This is a genomic window from Duganella sp. AC917, assembly GCF_979258245.1.
On sequence record NZ_OZ409848.1, the window covers coordinates 4828866 to 4843339 of the forward strand.

Here is a 14474-nt window from a genome sequence, read left to right on the forward strand (position 1 = left end):
TTGCCCACATTGCCACGTCTTGGCCCGGCAGCCTAAATGGGGATTTGCCATGCTTAATGTGACCAACGTAAGATTTTCTGAGGCCGAGTTGCATAACGCGGATTTGATTTTCAGTTTGTGTCACGCTTGCCACGCCGCTTGCGTATGGGTCGACGGTAATTACGCATATCCTCCTGCTGTTCGGACGGCCCCTCCAAATCCTGACATGCCGAGCGATATTGCAATCGACTATCGAGAGGCGGCTGCAATCTGCGAGACATCCCCGCGTGGCGCGGCTGCATTGCTTCGACTTGTTGTCCAAAAGCTGATGGTCCACCTCGGGCAATCGGGCATTAATATCAACGCTGATATTGCTGCGCTAGTCGCCTTGGGGCTGCCAAAGCAGATACAGCAGGCTTTAGATGTGGTCCGCATCACTGGAAACAACGCCGTACACCCGGGCAAACTTGATGCCGACGATGTCGGGGTAGCGGAGCAGTTGTTTCCTCTAGTCAACATGATTGTTGAGTACCAGATTTCTTTGCCGGCACGCGTGCAGGAGCTTTACCAGGCACTACCTGCTGGAGCTCTGCAGGGGATCGAGAGGAGAGATGCTTAGTTTTGATTCTTGAGGGAAGCGATGGGCACTCGATGAGGGGAGAAAGAGTGGTACTCGGACCATCTGGGAAAAATATCCCTAACGGCGGGGCGCCGACTGGCGATCCGAGATTTATCGCATGGGTATCGAATCACCAAAATTGGTTGGACGGCCCCACTACCCATTTTCCGATAGTGGCGCGGGTCCTGACCGTCTCCTCAGTTTTGAGGTGGCGGCCCCGCTCCCGAATTTCCGATATCGCTCGTGTTTGCATGGGCACAGAATTGTGCAGTGGTAATGTGTGATTGTCACAGGATCAGGCCGGCAGCGCGTCGCACTCATTACCAGATTTTCCGGTAACGCCGGCGCCCATGTCCAAACCCGGGATTTCCCCGCATTTGCGGCAGGCTGATTCTACATGCGGGATTTTCCCTTATGTACCTGGTCCGGCGGAAGCCGATCAAATTCGTTTGAATGCGATGTCTGGGGTAGCGGGCACGCTCCAAAAAATTATGGACCGCGCTGCCGAGGGGTGACGTCCTGCATTGCAGGAGATGGACGCGGCTCGGGGTATTCCCGCTTTCGCCGGCATTTGGAGACGAACGAAATTTTTCCCGCGTCTCAGCAGTAGCCGGAAATTTTCCCAACAACCTAAGCAGGATTTCCGGATTTGCATTCCGATAACTACGGGAAATCCCGGAGTTTGACGACCGCCCAAATTTTCGGGTGGTGTACCGACGCGGCGGCGCAGCGGAAAACACAGGAAATCCTGTAGATCGCGAACTCCTCAAATTGAGGAGTCTTCCGCCGGTGGTGGAAGTGCATCCCATCCCCCATTGGGGGTTCATCGATCTGCATCCCGTCCGTCAATGGCGAATGGGTCAGCCACACATTGTGGACACCCCCTCAAACTGAGGCAGTTCGGCTTTACGCGCCGGTGCCGCGTGCCGCGCACGCCCTAGGCCGTTCGTGGCCTAAAAACCAGCATTGACGCGGTCCGGGAAATCCAAGGATAAAACACCCGCACAGTTACGCACCGCTCCCTCGTCGCTTATCAATAAAATTTCTCAACAAATGAGAGTTGTATTTGCTCATGCTCCCCATCGTTGCCGATTACCTTTAACTAAACTGATTCTCATAGTTGACCACGTGTCAGGTCTAGTTTGAGAAAACAGCAACCGCTTCTCTCTCGCAGTTCGAGCGACCCGCGTTCCCAAGTCTGTCAATCGGGCATCGACATAATCTCCAGACGTGGCCAGGATCAGACCTTCGTTTTTCAAGGCCTCAACATCCCGAATGAACGATGGGTTTTCCTCATACAGAGCGACCACATCGCCCCAAGTCCTCGGTGCTACGAAGAGTTCGGATAGAGACCTGCTGCCACCATATTTTGCTACGAGCGAATCATCTCTTGACTGTTCTAAGACTTCAGAGATCGAATCTTCCTGACCCGCCACTTCGGGACCCAATCGCTCAACGATTTTTCTGCTCGTTTCAATGACCTCGGATTTCACTATTGCTTCAGCTCCGATATTAGAAGGATAGCCACTTTCCAAATATTTGGAATAATAAGAATCTTCCTGCATTTGCGGCCTAAATTTCGTCTGCAATAAAAAGAGTGCGCCAATAAATAGGGGCACGTTTAAAATCGCCGCGCCCACTAACCAGCCTGCAGCCCATTCCGGTCTTGAAATTTGCTGCGCCGCAGTCAAAAACGCGATGTCTACTATTATTAAACCTACTAGCCACGCGGCTAGGAGCTGAATGGGCTTAGTAACCTTGTCCGGAACAATTTTGTGGTCTGACATTGGTACACTTTCAATAATTATGACAGCTGCTCATCCATACCGAACTAACGATTCTATCAAAAAATCAACGTTTTATTTGAGCAATTCCCTGCAATCGCCCTGGAGTATGCGACGTCAGCAAGCTATTTGCCGCCCGCTACCTACTCAGCGCACCACCCAGCCATCTAGTACGTGAGAGCACTAGATGACATTTGCAGCTGAGTTCGCCTTTCGGGAGCTTAAACGTCCGAGGTTATGCCGATCAGCGCTGTGAGTCGCGCGCCAGGGGCTTCATTGTCGAAGCTAATGGTCACCATGCCGACGGCGTCGCTAGAAATGACTACTTTTTGGGAGCCTACGTCTGTAATCTCGAAGGGGCCGGTGTAGCCCTCGGGAATAGGTATGGGGCTGTCATCATGGCAAAACACATCGAGATTCGGGTCGAGTTTGCTAAGCTGAGCAATCAGATCTTTGACTTTCACGCATCCTCCGGCTAACTGCGGGGGCCGGGTGGTCCCCACTGCTGGGATAGTAGCATTCTCTGGTTGTGACGCGACGGGTGCCGTTGAGGTGCTTATCGGCCTGCGTACCGTCTTGGCGCTCGGCGATACGCTCCGGATATTCGGCTTTATCGCGCACGAAGTGCGAACTAAAGTGCGCACCTATTCGCGTCAGAATCGCTCGCAAATCAGCAGGTTTGTGGCCTGAACCGCCGTTGTTTTACCTATGACGATGGGCTTTCTTCGGCTGCGCGGTCATCGGCACTGAAACTGCGCACCATCCGCGAACCTTCTGCGAACCTATTCGGCTAAATCCGGCCGCCTACGTACATACCGCCGATCTCGCGCGCGGCTTGCTCGACGATCTGCGCGGCTAGGGCTAGATTCCCCATCCGCTCGGCCTGCTCGAGCATCCGCTCCAGCCCTCGCAGACGGCACGCTTGGTGGGCCATGCCGATGTCGTCTAGTTCGGCAACCAGCTTCACCCGGGTTTCATAGAACAGCGCGCGCAAGGCCGGGTTCAGCTTGGCGCCGGCCTTGCGCTCCGGGTGGTGCGCCTCAACGCACTGGCGGCTCACATCGATACCGAATTTTTCTTTGACCGAGGCGGCCACCTTCGAGGGCGCGGCAAAGCACGCGAGCTCAGTCAGGATATGCATTCTCACGGCGGTGGGCAAGCCTCGCATGACTCCTCCCTGTCAAGCCAGGTCAAGCAAGCCGGCGCCGGCCAGCAGCACCGCAGTGCCATCCACATCGATGATATCGGCGGACTGCAGGTGTCCGCGCTGCTTCGCACAGACCCTGGCCAGCGCGCGCAAGGCGGCCAGTTCCTTGCGCTTCAGTTCGGTGACTTGGCGCCCGGCCTCGCTCTGCTGGATGCTTCGCTGCAGGCTCCAGCCATCATCACCGCCGGCCTTGAGCTGGGCGTCGAGGCGGCGCTTTTCCTTCCCGACGGCCAGCCGGCGCGCGTGGGCGGTGTGCCACAACAGCGCGGCATTTGTCAGTTCTCGGTCGTTCATCTCATCTCCGTTTACCCGGCAAGGCCACTTATCGCGCCGTGGCGACGCGAAAAGACCATGCGGGTGTGGTTGGGCCTGCCGGGCAGCGAAAGCCGCCCAGCGGGCCGCTTGGCTTAGTCAGCCACCTTGCCGCCGCCCGTGACGTACTTGGCACGCTCTTGGGGGTTCAGGGTGTCAAAGGTGGCTCGGGTGATGCTTCCGGAAGGTGGCGCAGGTGGGGCGGCGCTGGCGACATCCGCAATGCGGCCGCCGCCGGTGATGTACTTGGCACGGGCGGCCGGCGGCATCGCATCGAAAGCAGCGCGTGTTACGGTGCCGCCTTTCCCTTGCTGCTGGCCAGGCGCTTGGGCGGCGCCCGGCGCATCCAGCTCTTTCAGGAGCATGCTTTTATTTGGGTAGCGGTCGATGAGCTGGCCCAGCGCTTCATCGAACGTTGCGACTTCACCGGGGCGACTGCTGGAATATTCCTTGATGCCGTGCTTGTCCAGCGCCACGAACTTGCCGCCCTGGATATCGAAATGGCTGCCGAATGACGCGGCGATGATGTCAGCCGGGAGCTTCAAGCGCGACATGACAGGCGACGCCTCGAAATGCTTGCCCAGTGCCAGCTTGAAAGCGGCGGCGCCGTCGATTCCGCGCTCGGTGCCATCATCCGCGACGTACAAGGGCATGCCGTCACGGACAACGGCCGAGCCGTCTTTGTTCAATTTCAGTTTCATATATTTCTTTCTATCAATTTATTCGAAGTGGGGAAATCCCACTTCGCTTACGGATGCCGCTCAGGGGCTGGCGCTGGCCGGCGGGCCGGTGGCGCAGTGGTCCGGCGATCGCGTAGGGGGTGCTATTCCTGCGCCCCCTTTGAACGAGCGCCGGCGCGCGCGGACGTGGCCGGCCTGCCGGTCGACCTGCTCAGTTTTGAGCAGGTTGCCGGGAGGGGTGGCAGAGATGTCGCCATTTCTGGATTGATCTCTGCCATCCACCCGCCGGCCTTTGTGCGGACGCATCCCGTTCGCACACGGCGCGGGGGTGGTGGTGGGCTGATGTCCGACCAACGCGACGCAATCCACCGGCTTGGTGTCGCCGGTGGTGGCGGGCTTGGAGACGTGAGCACTTTTGCTCATATCGAGATGCGCTGAACTTTCAGCTGATCGGCTGGCCGTATCGTTGGCGCCGGGCTGGTGGTGGTCGACCGCAAGGGTGCCCAGCTGGTGGACGGCCTTGACGTCGCCGGCCGGCGCGGGAATCTCCTGAGCTTCAAGGAGATCGACGCAGGACGCGCGGGCCTCCTGAAATCTCAGGAGGATATCGACCTGGTCGGCGGCCAGTGCTGAGGTGTGCTGGAAGGCCTGCATACCCTGGGCGGGCCGGTGCGGCTGCTCATGGACTGGATTTGGGGAGGCAGGATTTCCTTCCCCGACACAGGTATCGGGAAGCGACACCGTTGGCGCGGGTTGAATCTGTTTCCCTATGTGGCGATAGTCGGCTTCCCCTGTATGGCTGCGCTTCTCCGCTTTGCATGGCGATATCATCATGCTGACGAAATCCTTGGCCGGCGTCTGGGTCGTCGGCATGGCGATGCCGAGCGCCAGGAGCAGCGGCGCCGGGTCTTTCGCATGTGGGGCCAGCAGCACGTCGATGATGTCGTCGTTAAGCGCTGCGTTGGCCTGGAGCGACTGACGGGCCAGATCCATCGCTGACGCGCGCACCGGCGCACTGAGGCGCTTCTGCGGCACGTACTTGGGCAGGCCATGCGGCGCGCCTACCGCCTCGTGGAAGCTCGTCTGCATTGCCGCCAGCTTGGCCTTGCCGCCGTGGAGGTCGGACCCTCCCATGCGGCCGTCGACCAGCGGCAATAACAGCGCATGGGCATGCGGCGAGCCCTCATCCATGTGCAGGACGCATGACAGCACCGGCACGCCGAAGTACTGCTCGGCCCAGCGCGTGGCCTGTTCGAAGTATTGGCGAGGATCGATCGCCGCCGTCGCCGGAAGGGTGAACAACAGCTCCAGCCCCGTTACGGCGCCCTTGCGGCACTTCGTCACGCCGGCCGCATCCATCAGCGACTTGGCCAGAGCGGCGACGCCAGCGGACGTATCGGGGCCGCGCAAGACGACGTTGTCCTTGATGCGCGCAGCGTCGATGTGGCTGTCAGCGCCGAGCTCGGCGGCAAGCTCGCGCAGCAGGTGCTTGGCAGCGACGCGGATGATGCCAGAACCGTACAGGCGCTCGATGTTGAGGGCGAAACCTGCTTTCATGCACAACCTCGGAGGGCGCTGGCCAGCAGCACCAGCAGGGCGAACAGGCCTGGCGGTGGCGGCGCCAGCGGGCGCAGGGTGATAGCGAACATGCGATTAAGCATTGGCGCTGCCCTGACGTACTTCCAGCAGGTACTTGGCAAACTCGCCCGCCGCCCAGTTGACGCCCTTGGGGGTGAAGCGCGCCGAATTAAACGCGTGGCCGTTGAGGTCGGACTTGCCGGCCTTGACCTTGAAGCGGCCGGCGGCCAGGTGCGCAGCGTAGGGCATCCACTCCCGGCCCAGCAAGTACATGACGTCCCTGTCGGTCAAGAACTGGCGGAACACAGCCTCGTTGGCGCCGATCAGCTTGCAGACCTGGCGGAAGCCTTTCAGCCCAGTGCAGTCGACATACCCCTGAACAAACTCCACCGCCGGCGCCGCTGCTGCCAGCTCGAGGCGCAGCGCCTCGCGCGCGTCGACCTGATCCGCCCAGGCGCGCGCGGCTGCGGCCGGATTGGTAAAGTCCGGCAGCGCCCCGGATGCTGCGGCGGCCTCCAGCTCCTCCCAGCGGTCGACCAGGCGCGCGGTGAACTCAGGCGACAACTGCGCCACGATGATATAGCTGTCGCGCTTGCCGACCAAATACAGCTTCTCGACGATGCCATTAGCCGATCGATCCCCATCCACAATTTGTGGCTGGGATGTGATGCCTTTTGTAGCTAAGGTCTCAATGGTCCGCTTTACGCTGTCATGGCGTTTTTCGGTAAGCTCGGCCATTTCGCGGCTGCTCATCATTGGGGCGGCCTTGTCGTTGAGTGCGCTCAGCATGCTGCCACCTCGCTGAGCGAATACAGCGCAACGCCGGCGTGCATGTAGCCGTCGGAGTCCACAGCGGTCACAGTCGTCTTGGTGATGCGGTAGCCCAGCGCCTTCAGCTCATAGATGCGGGTCGCGCATTGGGCGATCCCATGCGCACGCAGGTTGTAGGTGGTCTTCGGGGAGATGCGCAGCAATTCGAGCACACGGGCGTGCTGATCAGATGTTGCTGTCGAACGGCTGGAAATTGCCTTATAATTGGGCGGTAATTTGTTTTTGGAGGGCGCATTCTCTTTGCTGGGGGCTGCGCCTTTCGTCTTTTTTGGCTTCCGTGGTGGGTGCGTCATGCTGCACCGCCTTCCGCGCGGTAGCCGATCGGGTCAGCCAGCCACCGGTGCACCTCGGCATTCGGGTACATGCTGCAGCGCTCGCTCAGCCGAACAGGTGCGGGCGCGCGGCCGGCGTTGACCAGCTGGCGCCACTTCTCGCGGGATACTGGGATGATGTGTTGCAGTTGGAGCCAGCGAGACATGCCGACCAGCGGCAGGGAGGTCGATACGTTGGCGCTCATTGCTGGCCACCGTTCAACAGGGCGACAATGGCTTCAGTCGGCCAAGCCAGGCGGCGATTGATCCGGACGGGTTGCACCGGGCCGGTTTTGGTGAACGCCCACTTGTTGAGCGTTTGGGGTTTGCGGTTCAGGGCGGTGGCAGCCTCTGCTGTCGTCATCGTCGCCCGAACGGAAGCCTGTTGGGTAGTTTGCATGTCATGTCACTTTCAGTGATGTTCAATGACATGCATCGTTCCATGACGACTATCTCCCCCCGCAAGACTCCCCTATACCCCAATTTAGGGGATACCCAAGCAGGTACACCTATTCCCCACCGATGATTTTCTTATCTTTGCGCAGGCGAGCCCAGGCGATATCGAACGATTTTTCACTAAAGAGCTTGCGGTCCTTGAGCGCATCGTCCGACACTAGCGCCTTAACTCCCGCCTTGCCTGAGGGCCGATCCGGCAAAGCTATCGGGTTGTATCCATTTTCCCGTAGCCAGCCGAGTATCGCCGCATCCTGCCGCTCAGCTTTCGGCGCCGCGTCGGCGCCCGATGTCCCCAGTACCACAGGTGCCGGCAACGGCTGGAACCCCTCGATCAGCTGCGGGTCGCCGACGGTGCGCGCATAGGTCAGAGCGGCATTTCGGAAAACCTCTAGCCGCGCGGCTATCTCGCGCTCGCCATCCGCCCTTGCGCGCTCCTCCTCCTCGCTCGGTTCCAGCCTCGGCGCGGTAGCATCCATCACGGGATTGATTTTGTCCCAAATCGTGCGGCTGCGGATCTCATACTGCGCAAAATAGCTGAGCGCTTGGGCGGCGTCCAATTCGCGCAGCGTTGGCCTCAGGCTGCCAGGGTTAGCCAGAACAATGTTAGAGAGCTCCAAGTCTGCTTGCGGGCTGTGCTCGCGCAGCCAGTAGTGCGCGTCAGGGCAAAATCGTTGAAGGTCATTTAGCGCGCTGACGCGCAAGCGTTGGTTTCTGTTCATGGTCACCCCTTCAAGGTGGCTCTCTTCAAGAATCGGGGCACCAGCCAGGCGGTGAAGAGCCGCTTTTCGGGAGCTAACCTATGCTGGTGCTTTAAACTTTTGCCGGCGCTGTCGGGCGCGGCGCCGTCTATGCTGCTTTTCGGAATCGGCCGGCGACTACCTTACCGCCCTCGGCTATCTGCGCATCTACGAAAGTAGCCCAAAGCTGCAAAATCTTTCGGCGCTCATCCGCGTACTCGGCCCGGTTGTACACGCCTTTTATCCCTCGGATCTGGTGCGCCAGCGCTTTCTCGATAGCGTCCGACGACAGGCCCATCTCGTGCAGGTGGGTCGACGCGGTGCGGCGGAAATCATGGATGACGAAGTGCTGCAGGTCAGACTTCATCGCGCGAACAGCCTGGTTCAGCGTGGATTTGGCAATCGGCCGGTCCTCGTAGCCGCGCCGCATCGCGAACAGAAAGCGCTGGCTATGCGACAGCGTCTGCAGCTCGCGGACCATCTCGACCGCCTGGGCGGATAGATACACCCAATGCTCGTTATCTTTCTTCATGCGCGCGGCCGGGATGCGCCACACGCCGGCCTCAAGGTCGAACTCGCTCCACTCGGCCTCAATCAGCTCGGACTTGCGCACCATCGTGATCACCAGCAGATGCAGCGCCAACTTATAGGCGCGGCTCATGTTGGAGGCGTAGACGGCGCGCAGCAGGCGGCCAATCTCATCCGGCGCCAGCACGCGGGTGCGGCTCTGCTGCGTGGCAATGAAGCGAGCGACCAGCTGCTGAGCTGGGTTGACGGCAACAGCCTGCCGCGAGATCGCATATTCGTACATGCGCTTCACGACGTTGCGGGTGAAGAGCGCCATTTGCGGCGCGCCGCGCCCCTTGACCTTATCGCAGATGGCCAGCACGTGGCCGGCATTGACGTCGACCAGCGCCATATTCCCGATCGCCGGCAGGATGTCCTTGTCGAGGGCGCGGCGGGTCACCGTTCGATACGAGTCGGACTTTCCCGCGATCTCCGACTCGAACCACTCATCGGCGAAGGCACGGACGGAGTCGAGCACCTTTGTCGCCCCCCTATCCTTCCTGGCCTCAGCTATCGGCGAGATGCCATCCGAAACCGATTCCGCGTACTTTCGCGCCCGGTCGCGCGCATCCAACAGGCTGATCGCCGGATAGTCCCCAATCGTCACCAGTGGCTGCTGCTTGCCGTTCAGTGAGTAGCGGTAGCGCCAGATCTTAGCGCCGGACGTCATCACCTCCAGCGCCAGGCCGCCACCATCGGCGACCAAGTAGCGTTTTTCCTTCGGCTTCATGGCCTTGATGCGCTTGTCGTTCAGTGGGATGGCTGCTTTAGGCATTTTGAGTACACAGACTTTTTCTATGGATGATTGTGTACTGAATTGTGTACTGAAAAACACTTGCTGTCAATTGGCGCATATGGGCAAACTTTGCGCATAACCCTTTGATTTTCAACACTTTATGTCGGCTATCTTGGCGCATTTTGGCAATGCTGGGCAACTACTCATTTTCCGATGCAGAAGCGGCTGAAGATGACGCCTAGCAAATCATCCGACGAGAACGCGCCCGTGATGCTCGATAGCTGCGCTTGCGCCAGGCGCAATTCTTCCGCGAACAAATCCAGCGACTGATCGTTTTGCGCGGCGTGCTCGCCGGCACGCTCCAGATGCGCGCCGGCGTTCTTGAGCGCGATCAGGTGCCGCTCGCGCGCGAGGTACAGCGATTCGCCCGTCTGCTGCCAGCCGGCGATGCGCAGCAATTCCTTGCGCAGCAGGTCGATGCCGATGTTCTCGTGCGCCGACAGATATACATGCGTGGCATCCGGCATCGCGTCCACGCTCGGCTTGTGGCCGGACAAATCGATCTTGTTCCAGATGCGCAGCACCGGCACGCCTGCCGGGAAGGCGGCGACGATGTTTTCATCCGCGCGCGACGGGCCGTGGTCGGCGTCCAGCAGATGCAGGATCACGTCGGCCTTGCCGACCTCGCCCCAGGTGCGCTCGATGCCGATGCGCTCGACCACATCGACCGTTTCGTCGGCGTGGCGTATGCCGGCCGTGTCGATGATGTTGAGCGGTATGCCTTCGATCTGGATCGTTTCGGTGACCTTGTCGCGCGTGGTGCCGGCGATCGGCGTGACGATGGCGACATCAGAACCGGCCAGCGCGTTCAACAGCGACGATTTGCCGACGTTCGGCTGCCCCACCAGCACCACGCTCAGTCCCTCACGCAGCAGCGCGCCCTGCGCCGCCTGCTTGAACACCTGGTCCAGCGCGCCGACGATGCCGGCCAACTGTCCGCGCGCGTCCGATTTCTCGAGGAAGTCGATCTCCTCCTCGGGGAAATCCAGCGTCGCTTCGACCAGCATGCGCAAGCCGGTGACGCCCTCCACCAGCTTGTTGACCGTCTTTGAAAACACGCCCGACAACGATTGCGACGCCGACTTGGCCGCCGCTTCGGTCGAGGCGTCGATGAGGTCGGCCACCGCCTCCGCTTGCGCCAGGTCGAGCTTGTCGTTCAGGTAGGCGCGGCGCGTGAATTCACCCGGCTCGGCCAGCCGCAAGCCCAGCTCGGCGCCCGCTTCCAGCACGCGCGCCAGCAGCAACTGCAGCACGATCGGTCCGCCGTGCCCCTGCAACTCAAGCACATCCTCGCCGGTGTACGAGTTCGGTCCCTTGAACCAGACCGCAATGCCCTGGTCGATGATGGCGCCGTCGGCCTGCGTGAACGGAATGTAGGTGGCGTGGCGCGGCTTCAGCGCGGTGGCGCCGAACAGCGCGGCGATCAGCGGTTGCAGATTCTTGCCGGAGGCGCGCACGACGCCGATGCCGCCGCGCCCCGGTGCGGTGGCGATGGCGGCGATGGGGGAGGAGTCGATATTCATGGGCTAATTGTAGAGGATATAAAAAAAGCCCGCGATCAACACGGGCTTCCTGGCAACACTAAACGCTAAGACTAGGCCTTGGCGACAGCCGGTGCGCCGTATTTCTTGCTGATGACGTACTGTTGACCGATCGACAGCACGTTGTTCACCACCCAGTACAGCACCAGGCCGGACGGGAAGAAGAAGAACATGACCGAGAACGCCAGCGGCATGAACAGCATGATCTTCGCTTGCATCGGGTCGGCAGGCGCCGGGTTCAGCTTGGTGGTGATGTACATCGAGATCGCGTACAGCACCGGCAGGATGAACCATGGGTCCGGCGCGGCCAGGTTGGTGATCCAGCCGATCCATGGCGCGCCACGGATTTCAATTGCCGCTTGCAGCACCCAGTACAGGGCGATGAAGACCGGCATCTGCACCAGGATCGGCAGACAGCCGCCCAGCGGATTGATCTTCTCGGCCTTGTACAGTTCCATCGTAGCCTGGTTCATCTTGGCCGGATCGCCTTTGTAGCGCTCGCGGATGGCCTGCATCTTCGGCGTGACCAGCTTGACCTTGGCCATGCTCTTGTAACCGGCGGCCGACAGCGGGAAGAACAGCAGCTTGATCAGGATCGTGAAGACGATGATGGTCCAGCCCCAGTTGCCCAGCACGCTGTGGATGTGGTCCATGACCCAGAAGATCGGCTTGGCGATGACGGCCAGCATGCCGTAGTCCTTGACCAGCTCCAGGCCAGGGGTGACTTTTTCCAGGATCTTCTCAACCTGCGGGCCCGAATACAGGCGCGCGCTGTTGCTGACCGTGGCGCCCGGCGCCAACGTGCCCAGCGGCTGGATGGTGCCGATCGCGTACTGGTTGGTCGTCACTTTCTTGGTGAAGATGGTGCGCGGGGTCTTGTCCTGCGGTACGAAGGCCGAGACGAAGAAGTGCTGCGAGATCGCGACCCAGCCGTTGTCGGCCTTGGTCGGGTGCTCCTGCACCACATCCTTGCCGGACTTGGCGGCGGATTCGGCGTCCTTCTCCAGCGTCTCGAACTTCAGCTTGTGATACTTGTCGGCCGCCGTGTACAGGGTCGGGCCGGTGTAGCTGCTGTTGAAGAACGAGTCGCCGGCAGGCTTGTTGCCGTCGTGGACCAGTTGCAGGTACAGCTCAGGCTTGACCGGCGCGGTGCCGACGTTGGTGACGTCGTGGCGCACATCGATGACGTAGTCGCCGCGTTTGAAGGTGAAGGTCTTGGTCAGCTTGACGCCGCCCTGCTCCGAATCGAGCACCAGCTGGATCTGGTTGCCGCTGTCGAGCGTGCGCGGACCTGGACGGGCGACAAAGCCGGTGGTGTGGTTCGGCAGGCCGGGCGCGCCGATCAGGCCGGTCTGGCCCAGATAGGTCTTGCCGGTGGCGCTGTCGACGTCGAACAGCACCTGGTTCTTGTGGGTATCGACGCCGTCCTTATACTGCAGCAGTTCCAGGCGGCGGATGGTGCCGCCCAGGGTGTCGATGTCGACCTTGAACAGGTCGGTCGTTACGGTGATGCGCTCACTCTTGAACGGTGCGTCGGCCGCTGGCGCGCCAGGCAATGCGGCGGCGCCGGCGGTCGCGCCGGTGGCGGCGGCGGTCGGCAGTTCCGATTTCTTCGCCTCGGGCGCCTTGGCGGTTTGGGCCGGGGCCGGGGCGAACATGGAAGGCTGGCCGGTCGAGACCATCCAGTTGTTCCATAGAACTACCAGCGACACGGCAAACACGATCCACAGGATGGTACGTTTATTGATATCCATTAGGGTATTTATCAGGAGTGGTTGCAACCGCAAGCGGTCGTTGAAGAGGAATTCTTGGCATCCGGCGCGTCCTTGGGAGGCACCGGATCGAAGCCGCCATCGTTGAACGGATGGCAGCGGCACACGCGTTTGGCGGCCAGCCAGCTGCCCTTGCCGGCGCCATGCACCTGTAACGCTTCCAGCGCGTAATTCGAGCAGCTCGGATAGAAGCGGCAACGCGGCCCCAGCAGCGGACTGATGGTCAACTGGTAGGCGCGCAGCAGGAAGCGGAGAACTTTGGTCATGACGGCGTAAGTGGAGGCGTCGTCGCCGTTGGCAAGGCCGCCGGCGCTGCAGATACCGAAGCCGAAGCCGGCGGCACTGGCACTGGCACTGGCACTGGCACTCCTTGCGCGGCCTGCCGGCCGGACAACTTGGCCTGCGCGGCGAACAGACGTGCCAATTCCACGCGCAGCGCCCGTTTGAGCGCGGCCGTGGTGGCGGGTCCGTCCTTGCTGTTGACCGGCTTGGCCAGGCGCACCACGCAATCGATGGCGGGCAGGCCGGTCACGCGGAACAGCTCGCGGGTGACGCGCTTGATCGTGTTGCGCGTGACGGCCCGGGGCGCGAAGCGCTTGGCCACCACGACGCCCAGCCGCGCATGCGGCAATTCGTTCAGGCGGGTGTAGAGCACGAAGTGCGCGCTTTTTTGCGTAGGGCGCAAACGAAAAACGGATGAAAATTCATCCGTTTTAACGATACGCCGAACGCGCGCGAAGTCGTGGGAACCTTCGCCTGTCGAGCCGCTTGAAATACAGCTTTCCACGCGATCAGCTAACAAGCAGGTGGCTTATACAGCCAGACGCTTGCGGCCTTTTGCGCGACGTGCGTTGAGCACATCACGGCCACCACGGGTAGCCATACGAGCGCGGAAGCCGTGGGTGCGTTTACGACGCACGACGGAAGGTTGGTAAGTACGTTTCATGTTGGTCTCGCTAAAAGCAGAAAAAAATACAAAATCGGGCCAGCGCCCGTCAATTTTTGGTGCCAATGACACTTCGCGCACCCATGCCAACGCTGCCGGCACAGCTGGGTCCATCTCATCGCCCGCTAATCCACGCTTACTCCATATTGACGTTCAAGTGAATAAACACGGAATACGGGCGGGGAACCCTGAATTATCAGCATTTCGGCCCTGCTTGTCAACAACAGATCCGGTTTGCCGGCGATTCCAGCTCAGCCGAAAGTACGAAAATAAGCGGCGTGCCTGTGGATAACTTTAGCGAGCGAGAGTAGAATAGCGCGTTACGTGTGGCGAACCGGCGGTACAACAACCCCGTTCC

18 protein-coding genes are annotated in these 14474 nt (G+C 60.6%); 1 reads left to right on the top strand and 17 read right to left on the bottom strand.

Annotation, left to right across the window (positions count from 1 at the left end; all coding sequences use genetic code 11):
• The first annotated feature begins 49 nt into the window (after positions 1 to 49).
• Positions 50 to 598, top strand: a complete 549-nt coding sequence (locus ACZ0BA_RS21120; protein ID WP_463453137.1) for a DUF4145 domain-containing protein — start codon at positions 50 to 52, stop codon at positions 596 to 598.
• Positions 599 to 1668: 1070 nt separating this feature from the next.
• Here ACZ0BA_RS21120 and ACZ0BA_RS21125 read toward each other — a convergent pair.
• The 17 genes from ACZ0BA_RS21125 to rpmH all read right to left on the bottom strand — a co-directional run bounded on the left by ACZ0BA_RS21125 (position 1669) and on the right by rpmH (position 14116).
• Positions 1669 to 2385: a hypothetical protein gene (locus tag ACZ0BA_RS21125; RefSeq protein WP_463453138.1), complete on the bottom strand. Its 717-nt coding sequence runs from the start codon at positions 2383 to 2385 to the stop codon at positions 1669 to 1671.
• 218 nt (positions 2386 to 2603) lie between these two features.
• Positions 2604 to 2846 (bottom strand): hypothetical protein, encoded by a 243-nt coding sequence (locus tag ACZ0BA_RS21130; RefSeq protein WP_463453139.1) that lies wholly within the window; start codon positions 2844 to 2846, stop codon positions 2604 to 2606.
• A 326-nt stretch (positions 2847 to 3172) separates the two neighbouring features.
• Positions 3173 to 3550 carry a DUF2280 domain-containing protein gene (locus ACZ0BA_RS21135; RefSeq protein ID WP_463453140.1) on the bottom strand — a complete coding sequence of 126 codons (378 nt, stop codon included), beginning with the start codon at positions 3548 to 3550 and terminating at the stop codon, positions 3173 to 3175.
• Between the two features lie 12 nt (positions 3551 to 3562).
• On the bottom strand, positions 3563 to 3883 hold the full coding sequence (locus ACZ0BA_RS21140) for a hypothetical protein (RefSeq protein WP_463453141.1): 321 nt from the start codon (positions 3881 to 3883) through the stop codon (positions 3563 to 3565).
• Between the two features lie 113 nt (positions 3884 to 3996).
• Positions 3997 to 4602 carry a DUF6651 domain-containing protein gene (locus tag ACZ0BA_RS21145; protein ID WP_463453142.1) on the bottom strand — a complete coding sequence of 202 codons (606 nt, stop codon included), beginning with the start codon at positions 4600 to 4602 and terminating at the stop codon, positions 3997 to 3999.
• Positions 4603 to 4662: 60 nt separating this feature from the next.
• Positions 4663 to 6138: a plasmid recombination protein gene (locus ACZ0BA_RS21150; RefSeq protein WP_463453143.1), complete on the bottom strand. Its 1476-nt coding sequence runs from the start codon at positions 6136 to 6138 to the stop codon at positions 4663 to 4665.
• 96 nt (positions 6139 to 6234) lie between these two features.
• Positions 6235 to 6948, bottom strand: a complete 714-nt coding sequence (locus ACZ0BA_RS21155) for a phage antirepressor KilAC domain-containing protein (protein ID WP_463453144.1) — start codon at positions 6946 to 6948, stop codon at positions 6235 to 6237.
• A complete protein-coding gene (locus ACZ0BA_RS21160; protein WP_463453145.1) occupies positions 6942 to 7283 on the bottom strand; it encodes a helix-turn-helix domain-containing protein in 342 nt (113 codons plus the stop codon). Before ACZ0BA_RS21160 ends, ACZ0BA_RS21155 begins: the two co-directional genes overlap by 7 nt.
• Complete coding sequence (locus ACZ0BA_RS21165) at positions 7280 to 7507, bottom strand: helix-turn-helix transcriptional regulator (protein WP_463453146.1); 228 nt, start codon at positions 7505 to 7507, stop codon at positions 7280 to 7282. The genes ACZ0BA_RS21160 and ACZ0BA_RS21165 overlap by 4 nt, the downstream gene beginning before the upstream one ends.
• A complete protein-coding gene (locus tag ACZ0BA_RS21170; RefSeq protein WP_463453147.1) occupies positions 7504 to 7701 on the bottom strand; it encodes a DNA-binding protein in 198 nt (65 codons plus the stop codon). The genes ACZ0BA_RS21165 and ACZ0BA_RS21170 overlap by 4 nt, the downstream gene beginning before the upstream one ends.
• 109 nt (positions 7702 to 7810) lie before the next feature.
• Positions 7811 to 8476, bottom strand: coding sequence for a hypothetical protein (locus ACZ0BA_RS21175; protein WP_463453148.1), 666 nt, complete (start codon positions 8474 to 8476; stop codon positions 7811 to 7813).
• Positions 8477 to 8603: 127 nt separating this feature from the next.
• Complete coding sequence (locus ACZ0BA_RS21180) at positions 8604 to 9836, bottom strand: tyrosine-type recombinase/integrase (protein WP_463453149.1); 1233 nt, start codon at positions 9834 to 9836, stop codon at positions 8604 to 8606.
• Positions 9837 to 10000: 164 nt separating this feature from the next.
• A complete protein-coding gene (gene mnmE, locus ACZ0BA_RS21185; RefSeq protein WP_463453150.1) occupies positions 10001 to 11380 on the bottom strand; it encodes a tRNA uridine-5-carboxymethylaminomethyl(34) synthesis GTPase MnmE in 1380 nt (459 codons plus the stop codon).
• Positions 11381 to 11451: 71 nt separating this feature from the next.
• Positions 11452 to 13152, bottom strand: coding sequence for a membrane protein insertase YidC (gene yidC / locus ACZ0BA_RS21190; RefSeq protein WP_463453151.1), 1701 nt, complete (start codon positions 13150 to 13152; stop codon positions 11452 to 11454).
• A gap of 11 nt (positions 13153 to 13163) precedes the next feature.
• The gene (yidD, locus tag ACZ0BA_RS21195) at positions 13164 to 13436 is read right to left on the bottom strand and encodes a membrane protein insertion efficiency factor YidD (RefSeq protein WP_315222741.1); all 273 of its coding nucleotides are present in this window, start codon (positions 13434 to 13436) and stop codon (positions 13164 to 13166) included.
• Positions 13433 to 13945 (bottom strand): ribonuclease P protein component, encoded by a 513-nt coding sequence (gene rnpA / locus ACZ0BA_RS21200; RefSeq protein ID WP_463454803.1) that lies wholly within the window; start codon positions 13943 to 13945, stop codon positions 13433 to 13435. The genes yidD and rnpA overlap by 4 nt, the downstream gene beginning before the upstream one ends.
• A gap of 36 nt (positions 13946 to 13981) precedes the next feature.
• Positions 13982 to 14116, bottom strand: a complete 135-nt coding sequence (gene rpmH, locus ACZ0BA_RS21205; RefSeq protein WP_010401996.1) for a 50S ribosomal protein L34 — start codon at positions 14114 to 14116, stop codon at positions 13982 to 13984.
• Positions 14117 to 14474: the final 358 nt, after the last annotated feature.

Excerpts from the sequence above, each read along its gene's own strand:
- yidD (WP_315222741.1), bottom strand. The coding sequence starts at position 13,436 with ATGACCAAAGTTCTCCGCTTCCTGCTGCGCGCCTACCAGTTGACCATC.
- ACZ0BA_RS21135 (WP_463453140.1), bottom strand. The coding sequence starts at position 3,550 with ATGCGAGGCTTGCCCACCGCCGTGAGAATGCATATCCTGACTGAGCTC.
- ACZ0BA_RS21170 (WP_463453147.1), bottom strand. The coding sequence starts at position 7,701 with ATGCAAACTACCCAACAGGCTTCCGTTCGGGCGACGATGACGACAGCA.
- ACZ0BA_RS21150 (WP_463453143.1), bottom strand. The coding sequence starts at position 6,138 with ATGAAAGCAGGTTTCGCCCTCAACATCGAGCGCCTGTACGGTTCTGGC.
- ACZ0BA_RS21160 (WP_463453145.1), bottom strand. The coding sequence starts at position 7,283 with ATGACGCACCCACCACGGAAGCCAAAAAAGACGAAAGGCGCAGCCCCC.
- ACZ0BA_RS21175 (WP_463453148.1), bottom strand. The coding sequence starts at position 8,476 with ATGAACAGAAACCAACGCTTGCGCGTCAGCGCGCTAAATGACCTTCAA.
- ACZ0BA_RS21165 (WP_463453146.1), bottom strand. The coding sequence starts at position 7,507 with ATGAGCGCCAACGTATCGACCTCCCTGCCGCTGGTCGGCATGTCTCGC.
- ACZ0BA_RS21125 (WP_463453138.1), bottom strand. The coding sequence starts at position 2,385 with ATGTCAGACCACAAAATTGTTCCGGACAAGGTTACTAAGCCCATTCAG.
- ACZ0BA_RS21140 (WP_463453141.1), bottom strand. The coding sequence starts at position 3,883 with ATGAACGACCGAGAACTGACAAATGCCGCGCTGTTGTGGCACACCGCC.
- ACZ0BA_RS21180 (WP_463453149.1), bottom strand. The coding sequence starts at position 9,836 with ATGCCTAAAGCAGCCATCCCACTGAACGACAAGCGCATCAAGGCCATG.
- ACZ0BA_RS21155 (WP_463453144.1), bottom strand. The coding sequence starts at position 6,948 with ATGCTGAGCGCACTCAACGACAAGGCCGCCCCAATGATGAGCAGCCGC.
- mnmE (WP_463453150.1), bottom strand. The coding sequence starts at position 11,380 with ATGAATATCGACTCCTCCCCCATCGCCGCCATCGCCACCGCACCGGGG.
- yidC (WP_463453151.1), bottom strand. The coding sequence starts at position 13,152 with ATGGATATCAATAAACGTACCATCCTGTGGATCGTGTTTGCCGTGTCG.
- ACZ0BA_RS21145 (WP_463453142.1), bottom strand. The coding sequence starts at position 4,602 with ATGAAACTGAAATTGAACAAAGACGGCTCGGCCGTTGTCCGTGACGGC.
- ACZ0BA_RS21120 (WP_463453137.1), top strand. The coding sequence starts at position 50 with ATGCTTAATGTGACCAACGTAAGATTTTCTGAGGCCGAGTTGCATAAC.
- rpmH (WP_010401996.1), bottom strand. The coding sequence starts at position 14,116 with ATGAAACGTACTTACCAACCTTCCGTCGTGCGTCGTAAACGCACCCAC.